Annotated in this window: 12 protein-coding genes and 1 riboswitch; of the genes, 10 read left to right on the top strand and 2 right to left on the bottom strand. The window is 29.3% G+C overall.

Translation table 11 applies throughout. The annotated features are described in order from the left end of the window. Window positions 1-105 precede the first annotated feature (105 nt). Window positions 106-282, top strand: a riboswitch (cobalamin riboswitch). Between the two features lie 134 nt (window positions 283-416). The 4 genes from KQI86_RS15560 to KQI86_RS15545 are packed head-to-tail and all read left to right on the top strand — an operon-like array spanning window position 417 to window position 3,108. Then, window positions 417-1,064, top strand: coding sequence for a CbiM family transporter (locus tag KQI86_RS15560; RefSeq protein WP_343216193.1), 648 nt, complete (start codon window positions 417-419; stop codon window positions 1,062-1,064). A gap of 13 nt (window positions 1,065-1,077) precedes the next feature. Continuing rightward, window positions 1,078-1,833, top strand: a complete 756-nt coding sequence (gene cbiQ, locus KQI86_RS15555; protein ID WP_216440310.1) for a cobalt ECF transporter T component CbiQ — start codon at window positions 1,078-1,080, stop codon at window positions 1,831-1,833. Next, complete coding sequence (locus KQI86_RS15550) at window positions 1,833-2,642, top strand: energy-coupling factor ABC transporter ATP-binding protein (RefSeq protein WP_216440308.1); 810 nt, start codon at window positions 1,833-1,835, stop codon at window positions 2,640-2,642. The genes cbiQ and KQI86_RS15550 overlap by 1 nt, the downstream gene beginning before the upstream one ends. Before the next feature lie 49 nt (window positions 2,643-2,691). Continuing rightward, entirely contained in the window at window positions 2,692-3,108 is a 417-nt protein-coding gene (locus KQI86_RS15545) for a hypothetical protein (RefSeq protein WP_216440307.1), read from the top strand. Between the two features lie 92 nt (window positions 3,109-3,200). Here the strand turns inward: KQI86_RS15545 and KQI86_RS15540 are convergent, their stop codons facing one another. Beyond that, window positions 3,201-4,892, bottom strand: a complete 1,692-nt coding sequence (locus KQI86_RS15540; RefSeq protein ID WP_216440306.1) for a methyl-accepting chemotaxis protein — start codon at window positions 4,890-4,892, stop codon at window positions 3,201-3,203. 548 nt (window positions 4,893-5,440) lie between these two features. Further along, window positions 5,441-6,355 carry a glycoside hydrolase family 73 protein gene (locus KQI86_RS15535; RefSeq protein ID WP_216440305.1) on the bottom strand — a complete coding sequence of 305 codons (915 nt, stop codon included), beginning with the start codon at window positions 6,353-6,355 and terminating at the stop codon, window positions 5,441-5,443. Between the two features lie 346 nt (window positions 6,356-6,701). Here KQI86_RS15535 and KQI86_RS15530 point away from each other — a divergent pair, with 346 nt between their 5' ends. The 6 genes from KQI86_RS15530 to KQI86_RS15505 all read left to right on the top strand — a co-directional run bounded on the left by KQI86_RS15530 (window position 6,702) and on the right by KQI86_RS15505 (window position 12,271). Beyond that, window positions 6,702-7,337, top strand: a complete 636-nt coding sequence (locus tag KQI86_RS15530; RefSeq protein WP_216440304.1) for a hypothetical protein — start codon at window positions 6,702-6,704, stop codon at window positions 7,335-7,337. Beyond that, entirely contained in the window at window positions 7,327-8,061 is a 735-nt protein-coding gene (locus tag KQI86_RS15525) for an ABC transporter permease (protein ID WP_216440303.1), read from the top strand. Before KQI86_RS15530 ends, KQI86_RS15525 begins: the two co-directional genes overlap by 11 nt. A gap of 19 nt (window positions 8,062-8,080) precedes the next feature. Next, the gene (locus KQI86_RS15520; RefSeq protein WP_216440302.1) at window positions 8,081-8,806 is read left to right on the top strand and encodes an ABC transporter ATP-binding protein; all 726 of its coding nucleotides are present in this window, start codon (window positions 8,081-8,083) and stop codon (window positions 8,804-8,806) included. Between the two features lie 28 nt (window positions 8,807-8,834). Then, the gene (locus tag KQI86_RS15515; protein WP_216440301.1) at window positions 8,835-9,800 is read left to right on the top strand and encodes an ABC transporter substrate-binding protein; all 966 of its coding nucleotides are present in this window, start codon (window positions 8,835-8,837) and stop codon (window positions 9,798-9,800) included. 259 nt (window positions 9,801-10,059) lie between these two features. Then, window positions 10,060-11,454: an MATE family efflux transporter gene (locus tag KQI86_RS15510; protein WP_216440300.1), complete on the top strand. Its 1,395-nt coding sequence runs from the start codon at window positions 10,060-10,062 to the stop codon at window positions 11,452-11,454. 346 nt (window positions 11,455-11,800) lie between these two features. Beyond that, on the top strand, window positions 11,801-12,271 hold the full coding sequence (locus KQI86_RS15505; RefSeq protein ID WP_216440299.1) for a DUF4358 domain-containing protein: 471 nt from the start codon (window positions 11,801-11,803) through the stop codon (window positions 12,269-12,271). Window positions 12,272-12,778 lie beyond the last annotated feature (507 nt).

Genomic DNA, 12,778 nt, shown 5'->3' with positions numbered 1-12,778 from the left:
TTCTATAGTTAGTACTGTAATTGTGAGATATAATAAAATTTATTATATGATTAATTATACAAATAAGGTTGATTTTGTATTAAATGGATGTTATACTGAACGCAAATGAAATAGTTTTATAGAAGTTTTATTTATAAATTAAAAGGGAAGTTGGTGAAAATCCAACACGGTCCCGCCACTGTAATGGGAAGTTATTTTCAAATTGCCACTAGATATTATCTGGGAAGGTATAAAATAACGTTGAACCTAAGTCAGGAGACCTGCTTCTATAATTTCTAGTGTTTTTTATTCACGGTGTATGAATTAAAAATACGTTGACTTGTTTTAAAGCGATTTATTAAAATCATAATTAATTATAGACAAGCAGTATTTTTATAGCCTATACAGTGAGTATAGGCTATTTTTAATGAGAAGAAATAAGAAAGGAGGGGATTATTATGCACTTGTCCGATGGTGTTTTAAATTTACCAGCAGTTGCAGTTACATCAGTAGTAGCAGGTGGGATGGTAGTTAACTCATTTAGAAATATAAAAGAAGAGGAAATTCCTAAAATTAGCCTTATGACAGCGACTTTTTTTACATTTGCTCTTATAAGTTTTCCAGTAGGGCCTAGTTCAGTGCATCCTTTATTAGGAGGACTTTTAGGGATTATTTTAGGTAAGCGAAGTACAATTGCAGTATTTATAGGCCTTTTACTCCAAGCCGTCATATTTCAACATGGTGGGCTGACTACCCTGGGTATGAATACCATAATGGTAGGGTTGCCAGCCATTGTTGCTTACAAAGTATTTTCTAAATGCATGAGGAAAAAGAAATCAATTACTCTTAGTGCGGCTTTAGTAGGTGCATTATCTGTATTAGTTACTGTTTTGATTTTAGTAACTGTATTATTTTTTACTAATAACACATATAGTGAAGGATTTTTTTCAGTTATTAATGTGCTAGTTTTAGGGCATTTGCCTCTAGCTATTTTAGAAAGTTTTATTACGGCAATTACCATAAGTTTTATATATCGCGTAAGGCCTAAGGTTTTAGAAACCTATGTAGAAAATTTAAATTTATAAAAGGAGTTCTCTTATGACATTAAAGTCTATACCATCAATAAAAAACGCTATACCAACTACAACAAAAGACTCTTGGATTCATCATTGGGAATCAAGAACAAAGACTATTTCATGTATAATAATGGTTTTTACCTTAGTTTTTCTAAAAACACCTTTATTGTTAATATTATCTTTTGCTATTTTAACAGCAATTGTACTGTCCATGGGAGTTTCTATTAAACAAATTGTCATAAGAGTAGTATGTTTTCTACCTTTTTTACTTTTAATGTCCTTGCCTATAATGATAGGTGGAGGAATTCCGCCAACTCAGGAGAGAAAGACACTAGCTTTATTATTAATTTTTAAGAGCTTAAATGCTTTATTTATTATGTTTATTATGTTTTTTAGTCAACCTGTACCTGCGCTATTAAATGGTCTGGCTCATATGAAATTGCCGAGCTCTTTTATTTCAATCATTTTTTTATCTTGGCGCTATGTGTTCATACTCAGTGAAAGACTTAGCCAATTTTATAAATCTTTAAAATCAAGATTATTTCAACCGAGATTTCATAAAAACTCCTTTAAGGTTTATGGGGAAATCATGGGAGGAATGTTAGTGAAATCTATTGATACTTCAGAAAAGGTATATAGAGCTATGGCTTCGCGAGGATTTAATGGAAAGATGCCCACATCAAAACCAAAGAGCATTACAATAATTGATATATTAAAATCTGTTCTTTTTATAAGCAGCGTAATTTTACTACATATTATTGAAAAGTGGTGGTTCTAATGGATATAGTAGAAATTAAAAATTTAAGTTATGCTTACACACATGAAACTATTGCATTGCAAGATATATCGATTAATATAAAAGAGCAAAGGAAGATAGCTATATTAGGAGCTAATGGTAGCGGTAAATCTACTTTATTACAGCATTTCAATGGGTTGATTTTGCCACAGAAGGGTTCTATTAAAATTAAAGGAACTTCTGTTTGCAAAGAAAGTCTATATGATATTAGAAAAATTCTGGGGATTGTATTTGATAATCCAGATGACCAATTATTTTCTACTACTGTATATGAAGATGTAGCCTTTGGGCCTAGAAATTTAGGTTACAAAGAAGAGGAAGTAGAAAAAGCTGTTGAAAATGCATTAAGCTTGATAGGTATTGAAGATTTAAAACATCGTCAACCCTATAACCTAAGTCTTGGACAAAAAAAGAAGGTTGCTATAGCAGGAGTTCTAGCTATGGAGCCAGAGATTATGATATTTGATGAACCATTTTCAGGGCTAGATCCATATTCATTACAGCAATTTATATACATTCTAGAAAAGCTAAATAGTAAGGGACGGACCCTGATTATTACTACTCATGATGTGGATATTGCCTATAGTTGGGCAGATGAATGTATTATTTTAAAAGAGGGCAAAGTCTTGGCTGAGGGATCTATAGATCTATTAGAAGATGAGATTTTGATGGAGGAAGCAAAATTGAAAACTCCTAACTTATATGAAGTTTTTTCTAATACTTCTATGAGGCCTAAAAACATAAATAAAGCAAAAGAATTATTAACAAAACTTTTTAAAAAAGAAAATTAATTTGTATAGCATGTGCTGCATCATAAGAAATTAGGAGGAAATTTAAATTATGAAGAATTTAAAAATGTTTTTTCTTGTAAGTATTATGTTATTATTATTCACTACACCTGTTTATGCTCATAAGATAGCTATAGAGCCAGTGGAAGATGGAATTATAAAAGTTCATTATGATGATGGAAGCTTTTCAGAAAAAACTCAAATAATATTATACGATGCTAATGACAAAGAAATTGAAAGAGGAAAACTAGATGAAAATGGACAGTTTAAATACGATAAGAATTCCGGTGTAGCCTATATTGTTGCAGATGATGGAATGGGACATACAGTTAAGTGGAAAGTAGGAGAAGAAGTAAGTCACCACCATAAAGGTTCTAAATGGATTAAAATCGGTGGAGTTTTAGTTGTATTTGCAGCAGTAGGGGGAATATTTTATAAGCGTAAAGATAAAAATGTAGAATCTGCTTAAATACTCAAAAAATATAATGCTTTAAAATATAATTAAATTAAAAAGCTAAAAGCTTAAAAACTAAGAGCTGAGCATTAAATGCTCAGCTCCTTTCATACCCTAAAACCAGATACTTTATTATGTAAATCTAAAATCATAGAAAACAAGTTGTCTATAGAAGAAGACATTTCCTCTGAAGAGGCAGATTGCTCTTCTGCGGCTGCAGCTACATTTTGCATATTTGCTGAATTTTCTCTTGTTATATTCATTATATCTATAAATATTTCTTTTATATTTTCAAGGTTGTTATCTAAATTCATCATTATACCTTTTGCACTATCTATTCCTAAAGCAGTATTTTTGCTTCCTTCTAGTATAACATGTAGAGTATCTATGGTTTCATTCAATACGGCGAATTCTTTATCTAATTCCTTTATAACTTCTAACATGTTGTCTTTTATAGAATACACATTTCCTTGAACTTCTTTGATAAAAGGTACTATTTGTCTTGCTGCATCTTCTGTTTCATCAGCAAGTTTTCTTACTTCTTCAGCAACTACAGCAAATCCTTTACCAAGCTCACCAGCTCTTGCTGCCTCTATGGAAGCGTTGAGGGCAAGTAAATTAGTTTGACTGGAGATATTAGTTATAAGCTCAATTATTTTACTTATTTCCTTTGAGTTAGTATCCAATAATGTCATTTTTCCATCCATTTCATTTATGGTTTCTCTTACTAAATCTAGTTGCTCCTTCGTTTCTACAATTTTATCATTTCCATTTAAAGCTTCCTGCTCTGATTGCTTTGAGTTACCCGCTACATTTTTTATTATAGTATTTATTTCTTTAATTTCATTTGTTACCTCTTCTACTTTAGAAAACAAGTTTTCAACCTCATTAGTTTGCGTATTGCTTCCAGTGGAAACACTTTGTGCAGATAAGGAGATGGTTTCAGTAGCTTCCGTGTTTTGAATAGCTATGGCTGATATTTGCTCTGAAGTTTCCTTTGTATTTTTTGTAGTTATAACCACGTTAGACACTATAGTATGAATATTTTCCACAAAGGAATTAAACCATAAGGCTAATTCTCCTATTTCATCATTGCTCTTTATAAGTATTCTTTTTGTTAGGTCTCCCTCTCCGGAGGCTATATCTTTCATGTTGTTTTTTATATTTTCAATTGGCATTATTATAGTATTTATTATGAATCTAAAGATAAATAGCAAGATACCCAATGCAAGTAAGAAAAATACAATACTAATGTTTTTAGAGAAAGTTACTTTTTTAGCTGAAATATCATCAAGATTATTTACTAATTCATTAACTTCTCCTACAACATCATTAACATTTTCAATTATGTATTGAGAATTATTTTTTTGTAAATTTATATCTTCTGTATTGATAATTGAATTATAGGTTTCTTTCATTTTGCTCCACTTACTATTAATGGAGTTTAGCTTTTCAATGCTGTGTTCATCCTGTACTGGAATTAAATTTAATTCCTTATCTCCCTTTTCTAAACCAATTAATATCTTATCAAATGTATTTATTTCTTTTAATATATCTTCCTTTAATTGAGATTTTTTTGTAGAATCTGTTTCGTATATGTATAGGTTAGTAATATAGGCTAACTTATAACTTCTCATTCTTTCACTGCCCGATAAGTTTATAGCAGCAGCATCTCCATTTAATTTTGAGAGTGTATAAAAATTAGTAGCAATTATTGATAAAATAAGTGCAGTTACTAAAATTAACACTAAAAATAATTTTGTTTTAATTTTCATAGTACCTTTATTTATATCTTTCATGTAATAATCCCCCTTCGTCATTTCCGAATATAATTCCACCATATTCTACTTGTTACAAAATTATACTACAAAATTTTCACTTATGCTATACAATTTTGGAATAATTATTAAATGATAATTATTATTTCTAAAATCTATATTTAAGAAAACAACTTAAGGGTACAAAAAATAAAAAATGCTACATAATGTTTCTTATACTATTTTAATATAATGAGAAGTTCTAAAATAAATTAAGAATCTCTAGATCTTGCTCAAATGCATAAGGGCGCATCACATATTATTTTTAAGTTTTACACGATGAAATTGTAAAAGTAACTATTTAAGAGACTAAACTGTCATAATATAAATTTGAAAATATATTTTTAAACTATAAAAGAGCTAAGTATATAGTGAAATAGCGACTTTTTATTGGAGCGTCTTCACTATATATTTAGCTCTCTATTTGTAAAACTAAATTATTTTTGTAGGAATTTATAAATGTAAAAAACATTTCATAAATATATGTTTATATGGATAGCCTCTTAAATTTTTTAATAATAAATATGTACTTAAAAAGATTCTTGTTGAACCTTACTATCGATAAGCTGTAAATTATATTCCTTTATAATTTGTATGAGAAGGTCTGCATACATGTTTTTTCCAGTTTCATCTTTTTTTGTGCTATACCCTGCTTTATCAATTGCTTTAGCTTGATTTATGTAATCAACAGCATTGAAAACTCCATTTTCTTTGTATCGCTGATTATTTTTAAGGAATTGAGCATAATCAGCTAAGGAATCTTTTTGAGAATCATATGCTCTAAATGTAGCAACTATGGTATCATCATAGTTTTCAGAAGTTTTCATATCTACAGTTTTACCTTTCCACGATTTAGTAGACTTTATGCCGAATAAATTATTATGTTCAGCAGAAAGAGTAGAATTACCCCAATTAGATTCTATAATGGCTTGTCCAATTGCTATAGAGGGAAGAATATCATAATTTTTATATATGTCTATAGCTGTAGGAGTCAATTCCTCTATGAAAGCTTTTTTACTTTCATCTACCTGAACTAAATATTTATCATTTAGCTTATCTAAAAATTTATAAATTTTCTCTTGTTCTTTATTGGTATAGGAAAATTTGTTTATAACTTCATCAAAGCTTAACAATTTATATTTAGAATTCTTAAATTTATTCTCTGAAGTATTTACTTCTAAAAATTCATCAGCTATTCTCTTTGCATCCTCTATATTTGCCTTTGAAAAGTCATTATTTATACGCAAGGAATCTAATGCGGCTACATATTTCCAATTTACTTGAAGTTTATCTTCGCTTACTTCATCGCAAGCTTTAATATAAATTCTCATAGCAGATGTAGGGAGCACATCTTTGTTTAAATTAAAATTATGTAGGACTTTAAACATAGCCACTATAAATATCATAAAAAATATTGTTCTAAATAATCTTTTTAGTTTTCTCATAGCATCACTTACCTCGTATTAGTTTCATATATTTATTAATTATACCAAAGATTTATAGAGATTTTATTAAAGGAATTTGTCCAATTTCTTAATAATTTCTTAAAAATTATATTATCAAGCTATATCTGTATAAAAAATTAGCAAAATTTAATATATTATGGGGGAGAAAGAGGAATATAGTGATAAAATATGAAATAAAGTAAAGAATGGACTGTTGATATATTGACTTACTCTAATATAATTGATAAAATGTAACAGATATTAATGATATTGATAATCATTATCAGTAATATAAAATTATTTAATTTATTAGGTAAAATAAAAGATTTAAAGGATGAAATTGATTATGAATTATATTTGGATAAACCCGGTTGTTAAGAGTATGTATGGGATTAAATTTGAAAATTTATTACAAGAGCTAAAAAGAAAAGATTATGAAGTGGTAGAGCCTCCTAGTCAAATAGATGTGGTGAAAAATAAATTTAAAACCTTATGTAGTGAAAAGGAAGATAAAATAATATTGGATACAAGATGTCCAGCGGCTATTGAATACATAGAAGATAAAATAAATCATAGTAAATTTTGCATACCTAAAATAGAGCCAATATTAATTCATACAGCTAGATCTTTATATGATTTATATATAAAAGGTGATGAAAATAATAGACTTTTTATAACTACTCCTTGCAACTGCCTAAAGGACATGGGAAATAATATATTTAAAAAAGAAGGAAAGACGGGAGTGGTTTTTGAAACCTGGAATGATATATGTGAAAACTTACATATAAAAAAGGAAGATAGATGTAGTGAATCTCCCATCCCACTTGGGTTTTTTAGAGATTTAAATCTAGATGTTTTAGAGTTAAGCGGAGAAGAAGAAATATTAAAAGAGGTAGAAAATATAGAGAAAACAAAGGAAAAAGTTAATCTTATAGAGATGCTGTTGTGCGAAGGAGGATGTAATAGGGGAGATGGGGTATAAGTTAAAAGGATATATACTTATTATAGCCATAATTCTTCTATGGTATGTGGGTAGTATAAATAACTATTGGACTTCTTATATACTTCCTTCACCAAAATCCGTAGCCCAAAGCGCAGTCACCCTCATGGCCTCAGGAGTTTTATTTAAACATATAGGGCACAGTTTAATAAGAGTTTTAACAGGATTTTTTATAACTCTACTTTTAGCAGTTCCCCTTGGAATTTTATTTGGAGTAAATAAGAAAATATATATTTACTTTAAGCCAGCATTAGAGTTTATAAGGCACACTCCGCCTTTAGCTTTAGTTCCGATGCTTATTTTATGGTTCGGCATTGGGGAAAAATCTAAAATAATAATTATAATATTAGCTTCATTTTTTCCAGTGTTCTTAAATACCATAAAAGGTGTAGAAAGTTGTGATAAAAAATTAATTGAAGTGGGAAAAATTTTTGATCTCCCTAAAAAGGATATATTTTTTAAAATAGTAATTCCTTCTGCACTTCCTAATATATTAGTTGGAATGAGGCTAGGTATAGGCTATAGTTGGAGAGCTATAATAGGAGCAGAAATGGTGGCGGCTTCATCGGGATTAGGATATCTTATTTTAGATGGACAACAGCTTTCAAGGTCAGATGTTGTGATTGTTGGAATTTTGTGCATGGGAATTTTAGGAAGCTTAATGGATTATTTATTTTCCGTTTTAGTAAAAAAGATTAATGTGTAGAATATAGGGGTAGATGATAATGAGAGGATATAGCGTAAATGATTTAAGTAAAGATTACATAGTAAACGGGAAAAGTCATAGGGTTTTAGAGGGTATAAATTTAAATATTGAAAGCAATATGATAACTATAATACTTGGTAAAAGTGGATGTGGGAAAACGACTCTATTAAGATTATTAGCAAAATTAGAAGAGGCTACTTTAGGGAATATATCATTTTATAGAGATGAGGTTCAGGTTAAACCTAAAATAGGAATGGTGTTTCAAGAGAACAGACTTATGCCTTGGCTTACAGTAAGAGAAAATATAACTTTCTATTTAAAGAAAGGGAATAATGAGATAGAAGATAAATTTTTGAAGCTTATGAAGTTAGAGAAGTTTTCTGAGGCTTATCCTAGTCAGCTTTCGGGGGGAATGGCTCACAGAGTTTCCATAGCCCGTGCTCTTGCTTATGAGCCAGATATAATGTTAATGGACGAGCCTTTTGCAGCACTGGATTACTTCACAAGGTCTAATCTTCAAGGAGAAATTATAAATTTATATGAGGAAACTAAAAAAGGGATAGTTTTTGTAACTCATAATGTAGATGAGGCAATTTTACTAGGGCATAGAATTATAATTTTAGATAAAGGAAAGGTAATAAAAGATTATAGAATAGAGGAAAGTTACCCAAGAAATTTATCTTTAAATAATCTTATATATATTAAGGAAGATATTTTAGAAACTCTTTCTAAGGATGAATATTAATTAGTTTAAATAAATTGGAGGGATACACATGATAAAAGGAAAAAAGATATTATCATTATTACTAACGCTTGCCATTGGGGGAAGTGTGTTAGCTGGGTGTGCTAGTACAGAAAACAAAGCTAAAGGGGAAAATAATAAACCAATAAATATAACTTACGTAAAGGCACCTTTGAATGTACCATCAATAATTGAAAAGAATAAAGAAAGCTTTGAGAAAGAGTTTGAAAAAGACAAAATAGAGGTAAAGTGGCATGAAATAACCTCAGGACCTCAACAAACCCAAGCTCTTGCTGCTGGGGAAATACAATTTGTACATGCCCTTGGAGGAACTTCTGCTATTTTAGCTGCATCTAATGGGGTAGATTTAAAAATAATTAATGTATACAGTAGAGCACCTAAAGCTTTCATGATAATAACAAAAAATGATGATATAAAGAGCTCTAAGGATCTTTTAGGAAAAAAGGTAGCGGGACCTAAAGGAACAGTGCTTCACCAACTTTTACTTGGAACCTTAGAAAAGGACGGATTAAAACAGGATGATATAGAATTTATAAATATGGGAATACCAGAAGCTTTAGCTGCACTTAATAATGAAAGTGTAGATGTAGCACTTTTAGCTGGACCAGCAGCTCTAAATGCTATAAAGGCAGGAGGAAAAGTTGTAGCTAATGGAGAGGGAATAGTAGAAGGTACTATAGTAACTGCTGTAAGTGAAAAGTTTTTAAAGGAAAACCAAGAATTAGTTAATAGATTTAAAAAAGTTCATGAAGATACCATTGACTATATAAATAATAACCTTGATGAAGCTATGGAGATAACAGCTAAGGAAGTTGGACTAACACCTGAAGAAACAAAAGAAATGTATTCTTGGTATGATTTTGATAGCAATATAAGTGATAAAGACATAGAAGAACTTAAAAGAACACAAGAGTTTATGTTGAAGAATGGACTACAAGAAAAAGAGATTAATATTGAAGATTTAATTGTAAAATAGAATATAAATTTAACGTATAAAGGCAAAGGGGTGAGTCTCTTTGCCTTTGTATATTTATTTTAACTAGGCATAGTAAAATTGTATTTGTCAAGAACAAAAGAACGTGGTATATTATCAAGTGGTTCTTAATTTCAGAACCTATAAAACTAAAACTAAAATCAAAGCCTAGCGCTATAATAATAAAATTAAAAATTAAGATTTAAACTATGAAGGGAGGCATGTCTAAGCTTTTCTAGGCTTTCATTAGGCAAAAAAGAATATGAAAAACAGAATATCTACAGCAGAAATGATGGAGAAAGAGAGTATATCCAAGGTGCTTTTAAAATTATCAGTACCTGCAATAATAGCTATGTTAATTAATGCTATTTACAACATAGTTGATACTATGTTTGTTGGTATGTTAAATAATACTAGTGCTATTGCTGCCGTATCTATAGTATATCCACTGTTTATGTTTATTGGAGCTATAGGGGTTATGTTTGGTGCAGGAGGTGCTTCTTATCTATCAAGATTGTTGGGAGAAAAGAAAAAAGAGGAAGCTGATAAGACTCTAACATCTATTATAATAATTGGGTGCATATTTAGTTTAATTTTTACTGTAATAGCTACAATATTTTTAGATCAATTTTTATTAATGTATGGAGCAACAGAAACCATAATGCCCTATGCCAGAGAATATGGATATTCAATAGTATTGGGATCAGTTTTTACTATTGGAACAGCAATAATGAGTAATACTATTAGAGCAGAAGGAAATTCAAAATATAGTATGATATCTACTTGTATAGGAGGTATTATAAACATAATACTAGATCCTATATTTATGTTTACATTTGATATGGGTATAAAAGGTGCCGCAGTTGCTACGGTTATATCACAGTTAGTATCCTTCATTTTTCTTTTAAGATATTATTATTCTAAGAAAAGCTATATAAAATTAAGCATTAAGCTTTTAAAGCCAACTTTTAATATGTTTTTTGAAATACTTAAGATAGGTATTCCTATTTTTGTAACTCAAGTATTGGCAAGTTTTGCCTTAGGTTTTATGAATTTAGGAGCAAAACCTTACGGAGATGCAGCAGTAGCTGCCATGGGTATAGTATTTAGAGTTATGTCTATAGGATTTTATATAGTGTTTGGAATCGGACAGGGATTCCAACCTGTTGCAGGATATAATTATGGAGCTAAAAATTTTACTAGATTAAAAGAAGCCATAAAAATATCTATTAAATGGAGCACCATTGCTGCCATATTTGTATCTATTATATTTATAACTTTTGGAGAACAGTGTATGCTCGTATTTACAAGAGATAGGGAAGTTATAGATATAGGAATAAAGGCCTTTAGATCAGCAAGTTTATTATTCCCACTTTTCGGATATATAAATACCTATGCAGTATTATTCCAAGCTTTAGGTAAAGCAGTGGGAGCTTTTATATTATCTATATCCAGACAGGGAATATTTTATATTCCATTAATGTACGTTTTACCAAAGTTTATGGGGTTAAATGGAGTAATATTCTGTCAAACGGCAGCCGATGGACTGGCATTTATAGAAACTCTTATAATGTCTATTTGGTTAAATAAGAGCTTAAAAAAAGAGATGCTTGAGGAAGAGACTTTAGATAATCCTAAAAAAGTTGCAACAGTTTAAATTTCATTATAGAATTTTACATTATACTATTATAAATATAAAATTAGTGAACGGAAAATAATTAATAAAATAAGAATCTTAATAATTAAAACTAAGCTTTCCAATATGGGTAGCTTAGTTTTTTATTTTATAATTTGCATTTATAATATTTATTTAAAATTTTAGAATTCATAGTAATTACTATGATGTGAATGACTTTTATACACTGTAGCAGGAGTATTTCGGATGATAATTATAGGATGAAATTGGCAAGAAAATAATTTCTAATCATATATCTGTTTATATTTTCTTTGCGTATTAAATATTGAGACAAGCTAAATATTTAATTACAAGAGGAGGAGATAGCATGAATAAAAAAATACTTATGTTTTTACTTGTCATTGTGAGCTTATTTTCACTATTTGGATGTGGCAAAGCTACTAAAGAAGTAAATGTGTCAGTTAGAGAAATAGCAGAAAAAATTAAAAATGAGGTAGAAAGTTCACCTATGGTAGAGTTAAAAGAGGAAGAAGTAAAAGAAAAATACTACGTTAACCCTGATATTATAGAAGAGTTTGTTGTTGAAATCCCATTAATGAATGTAAAAGCAGATGAATTAGGGATAATTAAAGTAAAAGATGAAAAGAATGTTGATGAAGTAATTGAAGGAATAAAGAAGCGTGCAGGGGATGTACAGAAAACTTTTGAAACATACTTACCAGATCAATATGAAAACGCAAAAAACTATACATTAAAAAACAACGGTAAATATATATTATTTATTATTTCAGAGGATAGTGAAAAAATAGAAAGTATTTTCGATGGATATTTTAAATAATTACTAGATTTTGCTCAAATGTGCAAAGCTCATCACATAGCATTTTTAAAGTTTTGTGCAATGAAATTATAAAAGTTAATATTTAGCAAATTAAACTGTCATAATATAAATTTTAAAATATATCTGTAAAACATAGAAAGACTGAGGTATATAGTGGGAGGAGCGCCTTTTTTGAAGCGACGTCACTATGTATCTCAGTTCCTCTTTCTGATATATAAATATATTTGTAAAAATTTACAATTGCAACTAATCTTATATAACTTAATTTAGAAAATATCTTCGTAAAACCTAAAAGAGCTAAGTATGTAGTGAAATACCAATTTTTTCTGGAGAGGTTTCACTACATACTTAGCTCTCTATTTTACAACCTAAACTATCTTTTAAAAACTATTATTTTTACAGTAAGTTGCTACAAATATCAAATAATACATGGGATTTGTACAACATAAAATCTCAGAGATTGTTAAAAAAAAAGTTTTTTGAAAATTCTGTTTATATAGAGGAATC

Source organism: Clostridium mobile (genome assembly GCF_018918285.1).
GTDB lineage: Bacteria > Bacillota > Clostridia > Clostridiales > Clostridiaceae > Clostridium_AW > Clostridium_AW mobile.
This window is presented reverse-complemented; position numbering and strand designations above follow the sequence as displayed.